16 protein-coding genes are annotated in these 20,885 nt (G+C 62.5%); 11 read left to right on the plus strand and 5 right to left on the minus strand.

Annotated elements, in window-relative coordinates:
* From Q8Q83_RS16905 to Q8Q83_RS16935, 7 genes are all read left to right on the plus strand, one after another.
* Positions 1-385 (plus strand): M24 family metallopeptidase (locus Q8Q83_RS16905; protein WP_305625292.1); only part of this gene is annotated, 385 nt, incomplete at its 5' end.
* A 48-nt stretch (positions 386-433) separates the two neighbouring features.
* Positions 434-3,136, plus strand: a complete 2,703-nt coding sequence (locus tag Q8Q83_RS16910; protein ID WP_305625293.1) for a [protein-PII] uridylyltransferase — start codon at positions 434-436, stop codon at positions 3,134-3,136.
* A 57-nt stretch (positions 3,137-3,193) separates the two neighbouring features.
* A complete protein-coding gene (gene dapC / locus Q8Q83_RS16915) occupies positions 3,194-4,402 on the plus strand; it encodes a succinyldiaminopimelate transaminase (RefSeq protein ID WP_305625294.1) in 1,209 nt (402 codons plus the stop codon).
* Positions 4,403-4,404: 2 nt separating this feature from the next.
* A complete protein-coding gene (locus tag Q8Q83_RS16920; protein WP_305625316.1) occupies positions 4,405-4,761 on the plus strand; it encodes an ArsC family reductase in 357 nt (118 codons plus the stop codon).
* Positions 4,762-4,934: 173 nt separating this feature from the next.
* Entirely contained in the window at positions 4,935-5,969 is a 1,035-nt protein-coding gene (gene dapD, locus Q8Q83_RS16925) for a 2,3,4,5-tetrahydropyridine-2,6-dicarboxylate N-succinyltransferase (RefSeq protein ID WP_305625295.1), read from the plus strand.
* Between the two features lie 218 nt (positions 5,970-6,187).
* On the plus strand, positions 6,188-7,393 hold the full coding sequence (locus tag Q8Q83_RS16930; protein WP_305625296.1) for an aminotransferase class V-fold PLP-dependent enzyme: 1,206 nt from the start codon (positions 6,188-6,190) through the stop codon (positions 7,391-7,393).
* The gene (locus tag Q8Q83_RS16935; RefSeq protein ID WP_305625297.1) at positions 7,390-7,821 is read left to right on the plus strand and encodes a SufE family protein; all 432 of its coding nucleotides are present in this window, start codon (positions 7,390-7,392) and stop codon (positions 7,819-7,821) included. Before Q8Q83_RS16930 ends, Q8Q83_RS16935 begins: the two co-directional genes overlap by 4 nt.
* Here Q8Q83_RS16935 and Q8Q83_RS16940 read toward each other — a convergent pair.
* Together Q8Q83_RS16940 and tcdA are read right to left on the minus strand one after the other, a co-directional pair.
* Positions 7,800-8,549 carry an ABC transporter substrate-binding protein gene (locus tag Q8Q83_RS16940; protein WP_305625298.1) on the minus strand — a complete coding sequence of 250 codons (750 nt, stop codon included), beginning with the start codon at positions 8,547-8,549 and terminating at the stop codon, positions 7,800-7,802. The genes Q8Q83_RS16935 and Q8Q83_RS16940 overlap by 22 nt on opposite strands.
* Before the next feature lie 153 nt (positions 8,550-8,702).
* Positions 8,703-9,512 carry a tRNA cyclic N6-threonylcarbamoyladenosine(37) synthase TcdA gene (tcdA, locus tag Q8Q83_RS16945; RefSeq protein ID WP_305625299.1) on the minus strand — a complete coding sequence of 270 codons (810 nt, stop codon included), beginning with the start codon at positions 9,510-9,512 and terminating at the stop codon, positions 8,703-8,705.
* A 257-nt stretch (positions 9,513-9,769) separates the two neighbouring features.
* Here tcdA and Q8Q83_RS16950 point away from each other — a divergent pair, with 257 nt between their 5' ends.
* Entirely contained in the window at positions 9,770-12,376 is a 2,607-nt protein-coding gene (locus Q8Q83_RS16950) for a glycosyltransferase (RefSeq protein ID WP_305625300.1), read from the plus strand.
* A 99-nt stretch (positions 12,377-12,475) separates the two neighbouring features.
* Here Q8Q83_RS16950 and Q8Q83_RS16955 read toward each other — a convergent pair whose 3' ends face one another.
* The gene (locus tag Q8Q83_RS16955) at positions 12,476-13,927 is read right to left on the minus strand and encodes a calcium-binding protein (RefSeq protein WP_305625301.1); all 1,452 of its coding nucleotides are present in this window, start codon (positions 13,925-13,927) and stop codon (positions 12,476-12,478) included.
* Between the two features lie 247 nt (positions 13,928-14,174).
* Here Q8Q83_RS16955 and dapE point away from each other — a divergent pair, with 247 nt between their 5' ends.
* The 3 genes from dapE (at position 14,175) to Q8Q83_RS16970 (ending at position 16,723) form a co-directional block, all read left to right on the plus strand.
* Positions 14,175-15,317, plus strand: coding sequence for a succinyl-diaminopimelate desuccinylase (dapE, locus tag Q8Q83_RS16960; RefSeq protein ID WP_305625302.1), 1,143 nt, complete (start codon positions 14,175-14,177; stop codon positions 15,315-15,317).
* Between the two features lie 209 nt (positions 15,318-15,526).
* On the plus strand, positions 15,527-16,330 hold the full coding sequence (locus Q8Q83_RS16965) for a putative RNA methyltransferase (RefSeq protein WP_305625303.1): 804 nt from the start codon (positions 15,527-15,529) through the stop codon (positions 16,328-16,330).
* A gap of 21 nt (positions 16,331-16,351) precedes the next feature.
* Entirely contained in the window at positions 16,352-16,723 is a 372-nt protein-coding gene (locus Q8Q83_RS16970; protein WP_305625317.1) for a hypothetical protein, read from the plus strand.
* 395 nt (positions 16,724-17,118) lie between these two features.
* On the opposite strand, the gene fadD1 is transcribed toward Q8Q83_RS16970, so the two are convergent.
* Positions 17,119-18,807, minus strand: coding sequence for a long-chain-fatty-acid--CoA ligase FadD1 (gene fadD1, locus Q8Q83_RS16975; protein ID WP_305625304.1), 1,689 nt, complete (start codon positions 18,805-18,807; stop codon positions 17,119-17,121).
* A gap of 383 nt (positions 18,808-19,190) precedes the next feature.
* Positions 19,191-20,879, minus strand: a complete 1,689-nt coding sequence (fadD2, locus tag Q8Q83_RS16980) for a long-chain-fatty-acid--CoA ligase FadD2 (protein WP_305625305.1) — start codon at positions 20,877-20,879, stop codon at positions 19,191-19,193.
* Positions 20,880-20,885 lie beyond the last annotated feature (6 nt).

Below are 20,885 nucleotides of genomic sequence, written 5' to 3' on the forward strand. Positions count from 1 at the left end.
CAAAGGCATCGAGCTGGTCAAACCCGGCACACGCCGGGGCGATATCGGCGAAGTGATCCAGAAGCACGCGGAAAAGAACGGTTTCTCCGTGGTACGCGAATACTGCGGCCACGGCATTGGCGCAGTGTTCCATGAAGAGCCGCAAGTGCTGCACTACGGCCGCGCCGGCACCGGCATGGAACTGAAGGAAGGCATGACCTTCACCATCGAGCCGATGATCAACCAGGGCCGCGCGGAAACCCGCCTGCTCGGTGACGGCTGGACCGCCATCACCAAGGACCGCAAGCTATCGGCGCAGTGGGAACACACCATCCTGGTCACCGCCGACGGCTACGAGATCTTCACCCTGCGCAGTGACGACAGCATCCCGCGCACCTCAGCCTGAACCCCAGCCGGTCATTTGCGTCACGCGTTATAGAAGGAAGGCTGTCCCATGCCGCAGGTAGATCCCGAACTGTTCGACCGCGGTCAGTTCCAGGCGGAACTGGCGCTCAAGTCCAGCCCCATCGCCGCCTTCAAGAAGGCCATTCGCCGCGCCCACGAGGTGCTCGACGGGCGCTTCAAGGCCGGCCGCGATGTGCGCCGCCTGGTCGAGGATCGCGCCTGGTTCGTCGATCAGATTCTGCGCGAGGCTTGGGACCGCCTGTCCTGGAGCGAGGACGCCGCCATCGCCCTGCTGGCGGTGGGCGGCTATGGCCGCGGCGAGCTGCACCCTTACTCGGACATCGACCTGCTGATCCTGCTGGATAACGCCGATCACGAGACCTTTCGCGAACCGATCGAACGTTTCCTCACCCTGCTCTGGGACATAGGCCTGGAAGTCGGGCAGAGCGTGCGCTCGGTGGATGAATGCGCCGAAGAAGCCCGCGCCGACCTGACGGTGATCACCAACCTGATGGAAAGCCGCACCATCGCCGGCCCCGAGCGTTTGCGCCAGCGCATGCAGGCCGTCACCAGCACCGAGCAGATGTGGCCGAGCAAGCATTTCTACCTGGCCAAGCACGAGGAGCAGCGCGCCCGCCACGCCAAGTACAACGACACCGAGTACAACCTGGAGCCCAACGTCAAAGGCTCGCCCGGCGGCCTGCGCGACGTGCAGACCATTCTCTGGATCGCCCGCCGCCACTCCGGCACTCTCAACCTGCACGCCATGGTCAGCCAGAGCTTCCTGCTGGAAAGCGAATACGCCCTGCTCGCCGCCTGCCAGGAGTTCCTCTGGAAGGTGCGCTACGCCCTGCATATGCTCGCCGGCCGCGCCGAAGACCGCCTGCTGTTCGATCACCAGAGCAAGGTGGCGGCCCTGCTCGGCTTCGAGGACAGCGACCCCAAGCGCGGCATCGAACGCTTTATGCAGAAGTACTACCGCGTGGTCATGGCCATCGCCGAGCTCAGCGACCTGATCAACCAGCACTTCGAGGAGCAGATACTGCGCGCCGGCGAAGTCGGCCCGGCCAGCCCGCTCAACAGCCGCTTCCAGCTGCGTGACGGCTATATCGAGGTGACCCACGCGAACGTGTTCAAGCGCACGCCCTTCGCCATCCTCGAAGTCTTCGTGCTGATGGCCCAGCACCCCGAGATCAAGGGCGTGTGCGCCGACACCATTCGCCTGCTGCGCGAGCATCGCCAGCTGATCGACGACGAGTTCCGCCGCGACATCCGCAATACCAGCCTGTTTATCGAGCTGTTCAAAAGCCCCCAGGGCATCCACCGCAACCTGCGGAGGATGAACCGCTACGGCATCCTCGGCCGCTATTTGCCGGAGTTCGGCCATATAGTCGGGCAGATGCAGCACGACCTGTTTCACATCTATACGGTCGATGCGCACACCCTCAACCTGATCAAGCACCTGCGCAAGTTCAAGTGGACCGAGCTGGCGGAGAAGTTCCCGCTGGCCAGCGAGCTGATGGACACCCTGCCCAAACCCGAGCTGATCTACCTGGCCGGGCTGTACCACGATATCGGCAAGGGCCGCGGCGGCGACCACTCGGAGCTGGGCGCGGTGGATGCCGAGGCCTTCTGCGCGCGCCATCAGCTGCCCAACTGGGATTCGAAACTGATTGTCTGGCTGGTTCAGCATCACCTGGTGATGTCCACCACCGCCCAGCGCAAGGACCTCTCCGACCCCCAGGTGATCTTCGACTTCGCCCGCCTGGTCGGCGATCAGACCCGCCTGGACTACCTCTATGTGCTGACCGTGGCCGATATCAACGCCACCAACCCCAGCCTGTGGAATTCCTGGCGCGCCAGCCTGCTGCGCCAGCTGTATACCGAGACCAAGCGCGCCCTGCGCCGCGGCCTGGAAAACCCGCTGGACCGCGAGGAGCAGATTCGCCTGACCCAAAGCAGCGCCCTGGACCTCCTGGTGCGCGGCGGCATGGACCCGGACGATGCCGAGCAGCTGTGGTCACAGTTGGGCGATGACTACTTCCTGCGCCACAGCGCCGAGGACGTGGCCTGGCACAGCGAGGCCATACTGCAGCACCCGAGCGACGCCGACCCCCTGGTACTGATCAAGGAGACCACCCAGCGCGAATTCGAGGGCGGCACCCAGATATTTATCTACGCCCCGGACCAGCACGACTTCTTCGCCGTGACTGTGGCCGCCATGGCCCAGCTCAACCTGAATATCCATGACGCGCGGATTCTCACCTCGACCAGCCAGTTCACCCTCGACACCTATATAGTGCTGGAAGCCGAAGGCGGTTCGATCGGCGACAACCCGGCGCGCATCAAGCAGATTCGCCAAGGCCTGGTCGACGCCCTGAAAAACCCCGACGATTATCCGGCCATCATCCAGCGCCGCGTGCCGCGCCAGCTCAAGCACTTCGCCTTCGCGCCCCAGGTGACCATCCACAACGATGCCAAGCGCCCGGTGACCATACTCGAACTGATAGCCCCGGACCGCCCAGGCCTATTGGCACGCATCGGGCGGATCTTCCTCGACTTCGACCTGTCGTTGCAGAACGCCAAGATCGCCACCCTGGGCGAGCGGGTGGAAGACGTGTTCTTCGTCACCGACGCGCACAACCAGCCGCTGTCCGACCCGGAACTCTGCACCCGCCTGCAGGAAGCCATAGTCCTGCAACTGTCGGACGCGCCCGAACAGAAAACCACGGTCAATCGCATCACTTTTTGATCACCGCACTTGAAGCGACGCGCGTCTAGCGCAGCTTGCAGTACCCAGGAAAACAGCATGAATAACGCCCTGCAACAGTTACAGCCCTACCCCTTCGAGAAACTCCGCGCCCTGCTTGGCAGCGTCCAGCCGGCGGAGAAGAAGGCCATCGCCTTGTCGATCGGCGAGCCCAAACACCGCTCGCCGGCTTTCGTCGCCGAGGCGCTGAGCGCCAATCTCGAGCAACTGGCGGTATACCCGACCACCCTGGGTATCCCGGCACTGCGCGAGGCGATTGCCAACTGGTGCGAGCGCCGCTTCAACCTGCCGGCCGGTTGGCTCGACCCGGCGCGCCATGTGCTGCCGGTCAATGGCACCCGCGAGGCGCTGTTCGCCTTTACCCAGGCCGTGGTGCAGCGCGATGTCCCCGCTCCTCAAGGGCCGGCGCTGGTGGTCAGCCCCAACCCCTTCTATCAGATCTACGAAGGCGCGGCCCTGCTCGCCGGCGCCCAGCCGCACTATTTGCCGTGCTTGGAACAGCATGGCTTCAACCCGGATTTCGAGGCGGTCAGCGATGATATCTGGCAGCGCTGCCAGATCCTGTTTCTCTGCTCGCCAGGCAACCCCACCGGCGCCCTGATCCCGCTGGATACCCTGAAGAAGCTGATCGCCCTGGCCGACCAGTTCGACTTCGTGATCGCTGCCGACGAGTGCTACAGCGAGCTGTATTTCGATGAGGCCAATCCGCCGGCCGGCCTGCTGACGGCCTGCGCCGAACTGGGTCGCAACGATTTCAAACGCTGCGTGGTGTTCCACAGCCTGTCCAAGCGCTCCAACCTGCCGGGCCTGCGCTCGGGTTTCGTGGCCGGCGACGCCGACATCATGCAAGCCTTCCTGCTGTACCGTACCTACCACGGCTGCGCCATGCCGGTACAAACCCAACTGGCCAGCGTCGCCGCCTGGAACGACGAAGCCCACGTCAAAGCCAACCGCGACCTGTACCGCGAGAAGTTCGACGCCGTGCTGGCAATCCTGGGCGACGTGCTGGATGTGCAGCGTCCGGACGGCGGCTTCTACCTCTGGGCCAAGACCCCGATGGATGACGAAGCCTTTACCCGCGAACTGTTCGCCCGCGAGCACGTCACGGTAGTGCCCGGCTCCTATCTGTCCCGTGAAGTGGACGGCAAAAACCCGGGCGCCGGCCGCGTGCGCATGGCCCTGGTCGCGCCGTTGGCCGAATGTGTCGAAGCGGCCGAACGTATTCGCGCCTTTGTGCAGGGCCTATGACCATGGGCGCAACCCTGTTTGGCATCAAAGCCTGCGACACCATGAAAAAAGCGCGCACCTGGCTCGACGAGCACGGGGTAAGCTATGCCTTCCATGATTACAAAGCCGTCGGCATCGACCGCGGCAACCTGGAAAAATGGTGCGACGAACACGGCTGGGAAACCCTCCTGAATCGCGCCGGCACCACCTTCCGCAAGCTGGACGAGGCGCAGAAAACCGACCTCGACCAGCACAAGGCGATCAAACTGATGCTCGCCCAACCGTCGATGATCAAACGCCCGGTGCTGGATCTCGGCGGCAAGACCCTGGTTGGCTTCAAGCCCGAGCGCTATCAGGCCATTGAAAAACTACTGCGCTAGGCTATGCCGCGTTGAAATCTGCCTCGGAATGCTCATGTACAACTCGTACACTCCGCTTCCTCGGCCGACTTCGCCTTGCCTAGCCGTCGCTCGCTACATTTTTCAACGGCCCGACGTGCCACCAACTGGCCTGAAGCATCCGTACCCATTGAATTCGCGTTAAGGAAAGCAAGATGACCACTACCCTCTTCAGCCTGGCCTTCGGTGTCGGCACCCAGAACCGTCAAAACACCTGGCTGGAAGTCTTCTACGCCCAGCCCCTGCTCAACCCGACCAGCGAACTGGTCGCCAAGGTCGTGGAAAAACTCGGCTACCAGGGCGGCAACCAGGCGATTGCCATCAGCAACAGCCAGGCTGGCGATCTGGCCGAAGCCTTGAAAGGCATCGACGCCACCCAGGCAGCCCTGCTCACCCGCCTGGCGGAAAGCCAGAAGCCGCTGGTGGTCACCCTGCTCGCCGAAGACGTGGCGCTGACCAGCACTCCCGAGGCCTACCTCAAGCTGCACCTGCTGTCGCACCGCCTGGTCAAGCCCCACGGCCTGAACCTCACCGGCATCTTCCCGCTGCTGCCCAACGTGGCCTGGACCAGCCAGGGCGCGGTGGACCTCGGTGAACTGGCCGAGCGTCAGCTGGAAGCGCGCCTGAAAGGCGATCTGCTGGAAGTCTTCTCGGTGGACAAGTTCCCGAAAATGACCGACTACGTGGTGCCGGCCGGCGTACGCATCGCCGACAGCGCGCGCATCCGCCTGGGCGCCTACGTAGGTGAAGGCACCACAGTGATGCACGAAGGCTTCGTCAACTTCAACGCCGGTACCGCCGGTCCGGGCATGATCGAAGGCCGCGTTTCCTCGGGCGTATTCGTCGGCAAGGGCTCGGATCTGGGCGGCGGCTGCTCGACCATGGGTACCCTGTCCGGTGGTGGCAATATCGTTATCTCGGTCGGTGAAGGCTGCCTGATCGGCGCCAACGCCGGTATCGGCATCCCGTTGGGCGACCGCAACACCGTCGAGTCCGGCCTGTATATCACCGCCGGCACCAAGGTGGCGCTGCTGGATGCCGACAACACGCTGGTCAAGGTGCTCAAGGCCCGCGAGCTGGCCGGCCAACCGGACCTGCTGTTCCGCCGCAACTCGCAGACCGGCGCGGTGGAGTGCAAGACCCATAAGTCGGCTATAGAACTGAACGAAGCCCTGCACGCCCACAACTAAAAAGTTGGTTTAACGCGGCTGCGCTCGCCCATACTGCGTTGCAATAAGGCTCGGACGCTCATTTACACTAGTAAACTCCGCGTCCTCGCCTTATTGCGCCTTGTGACCCACATGGATGTGGGAAATGCCGCAAGCCGTAGGGAACGGCTGCGGCCCTAGCCTTCGCTCGCAACGCGTTAAACCCAACTTTTAGCCGCCAGATAAGCTCTGGAAAAACCATGTCCCTTATCTCTCCCTGGCGCGCTGACTTTCCTGGCATTCTGGCCCTCGAAGCCGAAGGCCAGACCTATCTGGACAGCGCCGCCACCGCGCAAAAACCCCAGCCCATGCTTGACGCCCTGCTCGGCTACTACGGCAGCGGCGCGGCCAATGTGCACCGGGCTCAGCATCTGCCAGGCGAACGCGCCACTCGCGCCTTCGAGGCAACCCGGGAGAAAGCCGCGCACTGGTTGAACGCCGGTGACGCGACTCAGATTGTCTTTACCCGCAGTGCCACCGAAGCCTTCAATCTTCTGGCCTATGGCTTGGAAGGCGAGTTTCAGGCCGGCGACGAGCTGGTGATCAGCACCCTGGAACACCACGCCAATCTGCTGCCCTGGCAGCAACTGGCCCTGCGCCGCCAACTCAAGCTGGTGGTGCTGCCGCTAGACAGCAGCGGCCTGATCGACCTGGACCAGGCAGCCCAGCTGATCGGCCCGCGCACCAAGCTGCTGGCAGTCAGTCAGCTGTCCAATGTGCTGGGTTGCTGGCAGCCTGTGAGCCAGTTGCTGGCCCTCGGCAAGGCGCAAGGCGCGCTAACGGTGGTCGATGGCACCCAGGGCGTGGTGCATGACCGTCATGATCTGCAGGCGCTCGGCTGCGATTTCTATATCTGCTCCAGCCACAAGCTCTACGGTCCCGATGGCGTCGGCCTGCTCTATGGCCGCGCGCCAGCCTTGCAGCGCCTGCGCCACTGGCAGTTCGGCGGAGAGATGCTGCTGCACACGGACTTCTATAACGCCACGTTCCGCGATGCGCCTTTGGGCTTCGAGGCCGGCACCCCACCCATTGCCTCCGTCATCGCCCTGGGCGCCAGCCTGGATTACCTGGCCGCCCTGGACAGCAGTGCGGTTAAGGCGCACGAAGCCAGGCTGCATAACAAACTGCTGGCCGGCCTTAGCCTGCGCCAAGGTGTGCGCCTGCTCGGCGAGCCCCGGGTGGCGCTGGCCAGTTTCGTGGTCGAGGGGGTGCACAACGCCGACCTCGCCCAGTTGCTGACCGAACAGGGCATAGCCGTGCGCGCCGGTCATCACTGCGCCATGCCGTTGCTGCAAAGCCTCGGCCTGAGCGGCGCGATCCGCGTATCCCTGGGCCTGTATAACGATTCGAGCGATCTGGAGCGCTTCTTCGCCGCTCTGGATCAAGCCCTGGAGTTGCTGCAGTGAGCCTGCCCGCCAGCGCGCAACAAGCCGTGAGCGCGTTTAGCCAATGCCCCGGCTGGGAACAGCGGGCGCGCCTGCTGATGCAGTGGGGTGAACGGCTCGAGCCCTTGAGCGACGCCGAACGCTGCGAGGCCAACCGCGTGCACGGCTGCGAGAGTCAGGTATGGCTGGTCTCCGAACAGCAGGGCCAGCGCTGGCAGTTTCGCGCCGCCAGCGAGGCGCGCCTGCTGCGCGGCCTGCTCGCTCTGCTGCTGGCTCGGGTCAACGGATTGCCGAACGAGGAACTGGCGCAGCTCGATCTGCCCGCCTGGTTTGCCCAGCTTGGACTAGAGCGGCAACTCTCGCCCTCGCGCAGCAATGGCCTACGGGCGGTGTTGAGCCGCATGCAGCAGCTGATGCAAGCGGCAAATCAAGGCTCGACCAACCACTGATCCGGGCTGCCCGAATACAGCGCCTGCTGCAAGCGCTCCAGCTCGCCGTTTTCGACAAAGCGGCGCAACCCCGCATTAAATAGCTCGCGCAGCTGGCTGGCCCGCGCATCGTCCTTGCGAAACAGCAGATGCAAGGGTTCGGTATTCAAATGCCGCGGATGGTGGGTAATGGTCGCGCGCACCTGATCGGAAAACAGCCGCCGTAGCATGGCGTAGCCCACCGCGCGATCCTGTGGATGCAGGTCGGTGCGCCCCAGCGTCAGCAGACGAAAGCCGGTGTCCTCCTTGTGGCTTTGCAGCACCTGCAGCCGCCCGGCCTGCTGCGCCTCATCGAACTGCGAACCATAGGAATAACCCAGGGTGGTGGCGATGCGATAGGGCTGCAGATCGGCAATAACCTGCCAATTAAAGGGCCTGTCCTTGCGATAGAACAACACCACCTCGCCCTTGATCACCGGCTCGCTGCAGCTACTGACGCGCTGCCGCGCGGCATTGCAGATATAGGGCATGACCGCATCCAGGTCGCCGTGCTGCAGCATCAGCAGGTTACGGTCCCAGGGATGGTAGATAAATTCGACCCGATAACCGGCCGCCTTGAAGATCGCCCTGACCAGACGCGCCAAGGCGCCGCCATCGCTGCGGCCCTGATCGACGTAGGGCACCCAGTCCCCCGTGCCGATGCGCACCGGTTCCAGGGCCTGAACACTCGGGCAGCTCGCCAGGGCCATCAGCAATAGCAGATAAGCAGCAACAGCCGACAACCGAGGGCGCGACCTATATGACACGAGGAACCTCAACTCAGGGTTTAGCAGGCCTGCTAGCAGGGCCACCCAGCCCCAATGCACACAGTCTTTAGCCTAGCCAAAGCTGGCTGCCCTGCATCATTGCGGCCGTGGCCGTTCGGCGGGTCGGCGCGTGCCGGCCACCAGCTTATCCACTATTCGGGCCGCGGCGACCATGCCGAAGGTCGCGGTCACCATCATTACCGCGCCAAAGCCGCCGGCGCAGTCGAGCTTGACCCCTTCGCCGACGAAGCCCTTGTACTGGCACACAGTGCCGTCCGGCTTGGGGTAGCGCAGCTGCTCGCTGGAATACACGCAGGGCACGCTGTAGTTACGCCCCGGCGTGCGCGAGAAACCGTAGTCGCGGCGCAAGGTGGAGCGCACCTTGGACGCCAGCGGATCGTTCCAGGTCTTGTTCAGGTCGCCAACCTGGATCTGCGTCGGGTCGATCTGCCCACCGGCGCCGCCGGTGGTGATCACCTGGATCTTGCGCCGCTTGCACCAGGAGATCAGCGCGGCCTTGGCGTTGACGCTGTCGATGCAGTCGATCACCGCATCCAGCTGCTCGGTGATGTACTCGGCCATGGTCTCGCGGGTGACGAAATCCGCCACGGCGTGCACCACGCAGGCCGGGTTGATGCCGCGAATGCGCGCCGCCATCACCTCGACCTTGGGCTGCCCGACCGTGCTGTCCAGCGCATGCAGCTGGCGGTTGCTATTGCTGACGCAGACATCGTCCAGGTCGAACAGCGATATCTCGCCTACTCCCGAGCGCGCCAACGCCTCGGCCGCCCAGGAGCCCACCCCGCCTATCCCCACCACCGCCACATGGGCCGCCGCCAGCCGTTCGGCGCCTTCGCGGCCATATAAACGGGCGATTCCAGCAAAGCGTTGTTCGTCGACAGGCATCTTCTCTCCTCGGTACCCGGTCACGCGGGGCGCGCATTATAGAAAGCCCTGATCCCCCACCCAAGCACTCTATCAAGCCACTTGCGCGGCAGCCGATAAACAGCGCTGGCGCAGGCCTGGCGAATACGCCTCTGGCCCTTTGCCAGCAGCCCATCCGCCAGCCCCGCCGCCAGGCTATACAGCCCTGTGGCGGCGGCGTAGCATGCGCCACCCGACGCCTGTCGCTCTTTTTTGCCACCTTGCTGGACCTGCTCACTATGCCTTCGCGTAAGTTTGGACTGAACCTGGTCATGTTCCTGGCGATTGCCGCCTTGTTCACCGGTATCTGGGCCCTGTACAACCGCCCGGTCAGCGCCCCGGACTGGCCGGAACAGATCTCCGGCTATTCCTTCTCGCCCTTCCGCCAGGGCCAGAACCCGCAGAACGATACCTATCCGAGCGACAACCAGATCCGCGCCGACCTCGAGTTGCTGGCCAAGCAGACCGACAATATCCGCACCTACTCGGTGGATGGCGCTCTAGCCGAGATCCCGCGCCTGGCCGAGGAATTCGGCCTGCGCGTGACCCTGGGCATCTGGATCAGCCCGGATCAGGCGCGCAACGAACGCGAGATCGCCAAAGCCATCGAAATCGCCAATGACTCGCGCAGCGTAGTGCGCGTGGTGGTGGGTAACGAAGCCCTGTTCCGCGAAGAAATCACCGCCCAGGAACTGATCGTCTACCTCGACCGCGTGCGCGCCGCGGTCAAGGTGCCGGTCACCACCTCCGAGCAGTGGCACATCTGGCAGGAACACCCGGAGCTGGCCAAGCACGTCGACCTGATCGCCGCCCACGTCCTGCCTTATTGGGAATTCGTGCCGATGGAGGACTCCACCGAATTCGTCCTCGACCGCGCCAAGGACCTGAAGAAGCTCTTCCCGAAAAAACCCCTGCTGCTGTCCGAAGTGGGCTGGCCGAGCAACGGCCGCATGCGCGGCGGCGCCGACGCCTCCCAGGCCGACCAGGCCATCTACCTGCGCACCCTGGTCAACGCCCTGAACTCCAAGGGTTACAACTACTTCGTCATCGAAGCCTTCGACCAGCCGTGGAAGGCCAGCGACGAAGGCTCGGTGGGGGCTTACTGGGGCGTGTACAACCTCGACCGCCAGGCCAAATTCGCCTTCGAGGGCCCGGTGGTGGCCATCCCGCAGTGGCGCCTGCTGGCCATCGCCTCGGTGGTCATGGCCCTGCTGTCCCTGGCCCTGCTGCTGATCGACGGCAGCTCCCTGCGCCAGCGCGGGCGCACCTTCCTGACCTTCGTCGCCTTCGCCGGCGGTTCGGCACTGGTGTGGATCGGCTACGACTACAGCCAGCAGTACAGCACCTGGTTCAGCCTGATCGTCGGCCTGCTGCTCGGCATAGGCGCCTTCGGCGTGTTTATCGTGCTGCTCACCGAGGCCCATGAGCTGGCCGAAACCGTGTGGATGCGCAGCCGCCGCCGGCCCTTCCAGCCGGTGCTCGGCGACAGCAGCTTCCGCCCCAAGGTGTCGATCCACGTGCCCTGCTACAACGAGCCACCGGAGATGGTGAAACAGACCCTGGATGCCCTCGCCGCCCTGGATTACCCGGATTACGAAGTCATCATCATCGACAACAACACCAAGGACCCGGCCGTCTGGCAGCCGGTGGAAGCCTACTGCGCCGAACTGGGCCCGCGCTTTCGCTTCTTCCACGTGGCGCCTATCGAAGGCTTCAAGGGCGGCGCGCTAAACTACATCCTGCCGCACACCGCCGCCGATGCCGAAGTGGTGGCGGTGATCGACTCCGACTACTGCGTCGACAAGAACTGGCTGAAACACATGGTGCCGCACTTCGCCGACCCGAAGATCGCCGTGGTGCAGTCGCCGCAGGATTACCGCGACGGCGAGGAAAACCGCTTCAAGAAGCTGTGCTACGCCGAATACAAGGGTTTCTTCCATATCGGCATGGTCACCCGCAACGACCGCGACGCGATCATCCAGCACGGCACCATGACCATGATCCGCCGCAGCGTGATGGATGAGCTGAAATGGGCCGACTGGACCATCTGCGAGGACGCCGAACTGGGCCTGCGCGTGTTCGAGAAGGGTTATTCCGCCGCCTACGCCTACAACAGCTTCGGCCGTGGGCTGATGCCGGACACCTTTATTGACTACAAGAAGCAGCGCTTCCGCTGGGCCTACGGCGCCATCCAGATTATGAAGGGGCACGCCCGCAGCCTGTTCCTCGGCAAAGACAGCCAACTGACCCAGGGTCAGCGCTATCACTTTATCGCCGGCTGGCTGCCATGGATCGCCGACGGCCTGAACATCTTCTTCACCGCCGGCGCCCTGCTCTGGTCGGCGGCGATGATCATCGTGCCGCAGCGGGTCGACCCGCCGCTGATGATCTTCGCCATCCCGCCGCTGGCGCTGTTCTTCTTTAAGTTCGGCAAGATCCTGTTCCTCTACCGCCGTGCGGTGGGCGTCGACTTCGTGCGTTCGTTCCAGGCGGCCATCGCCGGCCTGGCGCTGTCGCACACCATCGCCAAGGCGGTGCTGTACGGCACCTTCACCAAGACCATTCCGTTCTTCCGCACACCGAAGATGGCCAGCAACCACGGCATCCTGGTGGCCCTGGCCGAAGCCCGCGAGGAAGTCTTTATCATGCTGCTGCTGTGGGGCGCGGCCATCGGCATCGGCGTGGTCCAGGGCCTGCCCAGCGCGGATATCAAGTTCTGGGTGAGCATGCTGTTGGTGCAGTCCCTGCCCTATCTGGCGGCGCTGATCATGGCCCTGCTGTCGTCGCTACCGCCGCCGCAGGAAGCGTTGCAGGCGGAAGCCACTCAGGGCCTAAACCAAGACTGAAAAAAACGGCGATTTGCGTAGGAGGCTGGCAAGACCAAACATCCAAACTCAAATCGCCGTTCTGTTTTCCTGAGAAACCAGCTTATTGAATAGCCTGACTCAGGAGACAATGAAGTCAGTGGCACTCAGGCTGGAAACGCCCAGCAGCGCAATCTGCACCGCACCGTCTGCACCACTACCGTCAGCGTCATAATAAAGCGCGCCGCTGCTGGTATCGAAGGCCAAGTAATCGTCCGCGTCAGCACTCACTGCCCCCGCACCGACCACCAGGTTTCCGGCCTGGATACCACCGACAACCGCGCTGAACACACTAGTGTCCAGTTGTAACAGATCGCCTGTGGTGAAGTCAGCAATGGTGTCGAAACCGCCGACCCCGAGGTTGTCAAAGACGAAGATGTCATCACCGCTGCCACCGATCAAGGTATCGGCGCCTTCTCGACCATTCAATATGTCCGCACCACCTTGACCACTTAACACATTCTCGCCGCTGTTGCCGATAAGTTGGTTGCCCAAGGCGTTCCCGGTCGCATTGATATCTGGTGCAGGAGCGTCATCACTCAGGGTCAGACTTTCCACATTGGTCAGCTTGGCAAGGCTGTAGGAGAAACTGGACACCACCGTATCGTCGCCTGCTCCAGATTTCTCCCGCACCAGATCCTTGGCATTATCGACGTAGTAGGTATCGTTGCCAGCCCCACCCGCCATGTTATCAGCGCTGGCACCACCATCGATTAGGTCATCGCCCTCACCGGCAAAAATCACATCCTTACCGCCGCCGCCATTGATCAGGTCATCGCCTGATCCGGCCGTGACCTTGTCATTACCCTCGCCAGCATAAATGGTGTCATTGCCATCCCCGGCGGTAATATTGTCGTTGCCGGCATCACCATAGATCAGATCCGCGCCGCTGCCGGTCACTATCTTGTCGTTACCGATACCGCCAGCGACTTCGTTGTTGCCATCCCCGGCGGCAATATTATCGTTACCTGCATCGCCAGAGATCAGATCCGCGCCGCTACCGCTAACTATCTTATCGTTGCCGTTACCACCAGCGATTTCGTTGTTGCCATCCCCGGCGGCAATATTGTCGTTACCATCCCCGCCATAGATAAGGTCATCACCTAAATCGGTCTTGACCTTATCGTTACCCTGACCAGCATGAATAGTGTCATTGCCGCCACCACCAACCAAGTGGTCATTGCCTGCGCCGCCTTCCAGCAGATTGTCAAACGCATCGCCTACGATGGAGTCGCTGCCGCGCGAACCGATCACATTCTCAATATTGCTGAGCGTATCGTTACCCTCGCCCTTGGCTGTGCCTGCACTCAGGTTGACCGTCACTCGCTTGGAGCTGCCAGAAAAATCGACAGTATCGAAAGCGCCGTCACCGCCATCGATCTCATCGTCACCTTTCCCACCAACGATAACGTCATTACCGCTCCTGCCCAGTAACTGATCGGCACCAGCGGTCCCTTCGACCAGGCTATAGCCACCGTTGGACTCCAGCCAAGCCAGAAGCTCGCTGATCCACTGATTATTGTTAGCTGCCACAACTACCTCCTTCGACTGCCACACGATTGGCTGGGGTAATAATATGCCCCGCTACCCAGCAGAATCAGAACCAATTCTCATAACGCCGGGCTAGATGCAGGATATGCGTCCTGACTCACAGACTTGGTTCGCCTTTTCTTTGTTATGCCTGTGCCCATTATGTTCCTCAGTGGCACCGACCAAGCCCGTCGTTTTGTTTTAAGATGACGACCTTTTTCCGTGCCCGCCGTAATACCGGAGCCTCCGCATGATCGCCCTCTCCCCCACCCTGGAACTCGCCTGCGACCTGATCCGTCGTCCGTCTGTCACGCCCCTCGATGAGGGCTGTCAGGAGCTGATGATGCGCCGTCTGGCGGCTGCGGGCTTCAGCATCGAGCCCATGCCCTTCGAGGACGTGGAGAATTTCTGGGCCAGCCACGGCAACCAACCAGGTCCCGTGCTGTGTTTCGCCGGGCATACCGATGTGGTGCCGACCGGCCCGCTGCAGTCCTGGCAGCATCAGCCGTTCGGCGCCCTGATCGACGAGCAGGGCATGCTCTGCGGCCGCGGCGCCGCCGATATGAAAGGCAGCCTGGCGTCGATGATCATCGCCGTGGAGCGCTTTGTCGCCGACCATCCGACGCACAAGGGGCGTATCGCCTTTCTGATCACCAGCGACGAAGAAGGCCCGGCCCAGCACGGCACCAAAGCCGTGGTGGAGCGTCTGCGCGAGCGCAACGAGCGCCTGGACTGGTGCATAGTCGGCGAACCCTCGAGCACCAGCCTGGTCGGCGACGTGGTGAAAAATGGCCGCCGCGGCTCCCTCGGTTGCACCCTGACGGTGCGCGGCAAGCAGGGCCATGTGGCCTACCCGCACCTGGCCAAGAACCCGATTCACCTGGTCGCCCCGGCCCTGGCCGAGCTGACCGCCGAGCATTGGGACGATGGCAATGCCTTCTTCCCGCCAACCAGTTTCCAGGTCTCCAACCTGAATGCCGGCACCGGCGCCACCAACGTGATCCCCGGCGAGCTGACCGCGGTATTCAACTTCCGTTTTTCCACCGAATCCACTGTGGAGGGCCTGCAGCGCCGCGTCGAAGCCATTCTGGCCAAGCACGAGCTGGACTATCAGCTGGACTGGGCGCTGTCCGGCCTGCCGTTCCTCACCGAACCCGGCGCCCTGCTCGACGCGGTAGCCGCCAGTATCAAGACGGTCACCGGCCGCGTCACCCAGCCCTCGACCAGCGGCGGCACCTCGGATGGGCGCTTTATCGCCACATTGGGGACGCAAGTAGTCGAACTGGGCCCAGTCAACGCCACCATTCACCAGATCAACGAGCGGGTACTGGCCAGCGATCTGGAAGTGCTGACCGAGATTTATTACCAAACCCTGGTCAAACTCCTCGCATGAAAATCCATGAACATGCCTGCTGCGCACCCCGATAGCTGCGTTGGGCGGTACTCGCTCCTCGCCTATCTAACTGATATGTATTCGGCCTGCGGCCTCACCCTGCGGGCCGCCATAAATGACGTTCAGCCGAATTCTCGGCTGTCTCGTCGCTGCGTTCCGTCCGCCTTGCTCTCGGGACGCTCGCGACGGCCTGTTAATGGATTTCTCGCATGTTGACCTGCCCCATCTGCCAGCAGGCGCTGAGCGTTGTCGATAACGGCGTAGTCTGCCCCGCTGGCCACAGCTTCGACCGTGCGCGCCAGGGTTATCTGAACCTGCTGCCGGTGCAGCACAAGAACAGCCGCGACCCGGGCGACAACGCCGCCATGGTCGAGGCGCGCCGACGCTTTCTCGATGGTGGCCATTACGCGCCGCTGGCCAAGCGTCTGGCGCAGTTGGCCGCCGGTTACGGGCCGCAGCGCTGGCTGGATATTGGCTGCGGCGAGGGTTACTACACAGCGCAAATCGCCGACGCCCTGCCCCAGGCCGAAGGTTATGCCCTGGATATTTCCCGCGAGGCGATCAAGCGCGGCTGCAAACGCTCGCCCCAGTTGACCTGGCTGGTGGCGAGCATGGCCCGCGTGCCGCTGGCCGATGCCAGCTGCCAGTTGCTGGCCAGCGTGTTCAGCCCGCTCGACTGGCTGGAGGCCAAGCGCCTGCTCGCCCCGGGTGGCGGCCTGCTGCGCATGGGTCCGACCCGCGAACACCTGATCGAGCTGCGGCAGAAGCTGTATGGCGAGGTACGCGACTACGATGATCAGAAGCACCTGGAGCTGATTCCCCCGGGCATGCGCCTGGCCCACAGCGAAACCCTGAGCTTCAAGCTGCAACTGGACAGCAGCCAGGCCCGCGCCGACCTGCTGGCCATGACCCCCCACGGCTGGCGCGCCAGCGCCGAACGGCGCGCCGCGGTAATCGCCGAAGACTTCGAAGTTACCGTCGCCATTCGCTACGATTGGATCGAGAAAATCTAGGCCCCAGGATAAGAGATGACCATGCGCCAACCGGATATCGAGATCTACCTGAAAGACGCCGACCACAATGCCATCGGCGAGTGGCTGAGCGAAGCCCTCGGCCCCTGCACACCCTGGCAGCAGAAGGGTCAGACCTATAAATGCACGGCCGGCAGCGTGCCCGTGACCTGGCTGCCGAAGGCCGTGGGCAAGTGGAACAGCCTGTACCTGGAAAGCGACGCCACGCCCTGGGCCGACGACCTGAGCTGTGCACAAGCCGCCTTCGCCGCGCTGCAGGTCGAAGTGCGCTGCGCCCCCGGCGGCTGGCAGGAAGAGGAAAGCGACGAGCAGGCCGATCGCTGGATGCGCATCAGCGCCGACGGGGTGGAAGAAATCACCTGGCGCACCGGTTAACCGACCGCTGAAAAACTACTGCACTCGGCTATTCAGCCGTTGTACCTTGCACCCCACATGGATGTGGGAAATGCCGCAACCCGTAGGGAACGGGTGTGGCCCTAGCCATCGCTCGCTACGTTTTTCAACGGCCGGTTTAAAGACTGAACATAAAAAACCCCGCCTAGGCGGGGTTTTGTGTTTAGCGGGCGCTTACTTCTTACCCAGATTCGTAGGGTGGGGCGCATGGCTGCAGGATTATTGGCTGGCACGCAGTCTATTGCGCCGTAACCCACCGAATGGGTTGGAACCGCTGGTGGGTTACGCGGCGCACGGGCTTCGAGGTGAAGATTCAACCTTGCTTTGCGCCGCCCACCCTACAAAAGCTGCTTGCAACAGCTAACTGGTGCATAGCCTTACTTTTTGCCCATTTTCTTCAGTTCTTCATCACGCAGTTCACGGCGCAAGATCTTGCCGACGTTGGTGGCCGGCAGCATGTCGCGGAACTCCACGGCCTTGGGCACCTTGTAGCCGGTGACGTTAGCGCGCATATGCTGCATGACCTGCTCTTTGCTCAGGGCTTCGCCCGGTTTGACCACCACGAACAGCTTGATCGCCTCACCGGACTTATCGTCCGGAACACCGATGGCCGCACACTGCAGCACGCCCGGCAGAGCGGCCAACACGTCCTCCAGCTCGTTCGGATAGACGTTGAAGCCGGACACCAGAATCATGTCCTTCTTGCGGTCGACGATGCGCATATAGCCGTCGTCCTGGATCACCGCGATATCGCCGGTTTTCAGCCAACCCTCGGCATCGAGGATTTCGTCGGTGGCGTCCTGACGCTGCCAGTAGCCCTTCATCACCTGCGGGCCCTTGACGCACAACTCCCCCACCGCGCCCAGCGGCAGTTCGTTGCCGGCATCGTCGATGACCTTGCACTGGGTCGAGGGCACCGGAATACCGATGGTGCCAATCTGGATATTCTGAATCGGGTTGACCGACGCCACCGGGCTGGTCTCGGTCATGCCGTAGCCCTCGCACACCGGGCTGCCGGTGACCTGGGTCCAGCGCTCGGCGGTCGCCTGTTGCAAGGCCATGCCACCGGACAGGGTGACCTTGAGGGCGGAGAAGTCGAGCTTCTTGAAGTCTTCGTTGTTGCACAGGGCGACGAACAGCGTGTTGAGGCCGACGAAGCCGCTGAACTTGTACTTGGCCAGGTCCTTGATCATCCCCGGCAGGTCGCGCGGGTTGGTGATCAACACGTTGTGGTTGCCGATCAACATCATCGCCATGCAATGAAAGGTAAAGGCATAGATGTGGTACAGCGGCAGCGGCGTGATGATCACCTCGCGACCTTCCTGCATGTCCGAGGCCATCATCGCCCGGGCCTGCAACATGTTGGCCACCAGATTACGGTGGGTCAGCATCGCGCCCTTGGCCACGCCGGTGGTGCCACCGGTGTATTGCAGCACGGCGACATCGCCACCGGCCGGACTGACTTCCTTGACGGCTTGTCCGCGGCCCTTGGCCAAGGCCGTGGTGAGCTTGACCGATTGCGGCAGGTGATAGGCCGGCACCATCTTCTTCACGTGCTTGACCAGGGTATTGATCAGCAGACGCTTGAGCGGCGAGAGCATGTCGCCGACTTCGGTGATGATGACGGTCTTGATCCCGGTCTTGGGCAGTACTTGCTCGGCCAGGTGGGCCATATTGGCCAGGCTGACCAGGGCCTTGGCGCCGGAATCATTGAACTGGTGTTCCATCTCCCGCGCGGTGTACAGCGGGTTGGTGTTGACCACGACCAGACCGGCGCGCATGGCACCGAAGACCACCACCGGGTATTGCAGCACGTTGGGCAGTTGCACCGCGATGCGGTCACCCGGCTGCAGGTCGGTATGCTGCTGCAGGTAGGCGGCAAAAGCGCCGGACAACTCGTACAGCTCACCGTAGGTAAGGGTTTTACCCATATTGCTGAACGCTGGTTTGTCGGCGAAGCGCTGGCAGGATTCTTTCAGTACCGCCTGAATATTCGGGTACTGGTCAGGATTGATTTCGGAAGCGATCCCGGCAGGATACTTATCCTTCCAAAAGTTCTCGGTCATGGAAGCCCACTCCTCAGCAACAGCTTGATCTTCACCGCGCGCAGACGGCTGTTTATTGTATGTATGCCCGCTCCCGGCCCACTCCATGGGGCAAAAAGCCGCCCGAGAGTAGCAGCTTTGCCAGGGAGCGACCAGCACCAATAGGCGGCCACCCAGTCATAAAAAATACCGAATCTTTCGATTCGGTCATCTTCTAATCTGCTCGGTAAAACCGCCTAGCGGGCCAGGCCGCAGGGGGCTTTAAGAACCTGCTTACGAGCTAGCGAGCTAGAGCCAGACAAGGCAAAAACAGCCGAGGAAGCGCAGTTTACGAGCTGTAAATGAGCATTCCGAGGCTGTTTTTAACGCCGGATGGCCGACGCGCAGCAGATCGTAAACAGGTTCTAGGCGATATCGCGCAGCTCGCGACGAAGGATCTTGCCGACCGGGGTCATCGGCAAGGAATCGCGGAAGACTATGTGCTTGGGCACCTTGTAACCGGTGAAGTTTTCCCGGCAGTAGGCCTTTAGCGCTTCGGCGTTCAGAGCACTGTCGCGGGCGACCACAAACAGCTTGACCGCCTCGCCGGATTTCTCGTCCGGCACGCCGATGGCCGCGCAGCTGGCCACTTGCGGATGGGCCATGACCACGTCTTCGATCTCGTTGGGGTACACGTTGAAGCCCGAGACTATGATCATGTCCTTCTTGCGATCGACTATGCGCACGAAGCCGTCCGGGTCGATCACCGCCACGTCGCCGGTCTTGAACCAACCCTCGGCATCCAGCACCTCGGCGGTCGCCTCGGGGCGCTGCCAGTAGCCCTTCATCACCTGCGGACCCTTGATGCACAGCTCGCCGCGCTCGCCCAGGGGCTGCTCGATGCCCTCGTCGTCGATCACCTTGAATAAGGTACCCGGCGCCGGCATGCCGACCGTGCCCAGACGTGCTTTATTGCCATAGGGGTTGGTGCTCGCCACCGGCGAGGTTTCGGTCAGGCCATAGCCTTCCACCACGGCGCACCCGGTCATGGCCTGCCAGCGCTCGGCGGTGGCCCTGACCAGGGCGGTGCCGCCGGAGTTGGTGACCTTGAGCTTGGAGAAATCCAGATTCTTGAAGTCCGGGTTATCCATCAGCGCGACGAACAAGGTGTTGAGGCCCAGCAGCGCGGAGAACTGCCACTTGCCCAGCTCCTTGACGAAAGCGGGGATATCGCGCGGGTTGGTGATCAAGATGTTGTGATTACCATTGACCATCATGCACATGCAGTTCGCGGTGAAGGCATAGATATGGTAGAGCGGCAGCGGCGCGATCATGATTTCCTGGCCCTGCTTCATCAGCGGGGTGCCGTCGTCGCCGAGCTGCGACAGGCAGGCGTCGATCTGCAACATATTGGCCACCAGATTGCCGTGGGTCAGCATCGCCCCCTTGGCCACTCCGGTGGTGCCGCCGGTGTACTGCAACACGGCGACATCGTCCTGAGCGACCTTGACCGGCTTGAGGCCATGGCCCTGCCCGCGCTTGAGCACGCTCTTGAACGAGACCGCCTGGGGCAGGTGGTAATCCGGCACCATCTTCTTGACCTTCTTCACCACGGTGTTGACCAGCCAGCCTTTCAGGCTCGGCAACAGGTCACCCATCTTGGCTTCGATCAGGTAGTCGATATCGCTATCGGGCAGCACGTCCTGCACCAGCTTGCCGAACATATTCAGGTAGACCAGGGCGCGCACCCCGGCATCCTTGAACTGATGGCGCATCTCGCGGGCGGTGTACAGCGGGTTGGTGTTGACCACTATCAGGCCGGCGCGCATGGCGCCGAATACGGCGATCGGGTATTGCAGGACGTTGGGCATCTGCACCGCGATACGTTCGCCGGGCTGCAGGTCGGTGTGCTTCTGCAGGTAGCCGGCAAAGGCAGCGGAAAGCCGGTCCAGCTCGGCATAGGTCAGGGTCACGCCCATATTGCTGAAGGCTGGACGGTCGGCGAATTTCTTGCACGAACGCTCGAATACTTCGATGACCGACTTGTAGGCCCCCAGGTCGATATCGTTGGGGACGCCGGCCGGGCGTTTGTCGCTCCAGAAATCAGGCTGCATTATTTT

It is taken from the genome of Pseudomonas sp., from assembly GCF_030696055.1.
Taxonomy (GTDB): domain Bacteria; phylum Pseudomonadota; class Gammaproteobacteria; order Pseudomonadales; family Pseudomonadaceae; genus Aquipseudomonas.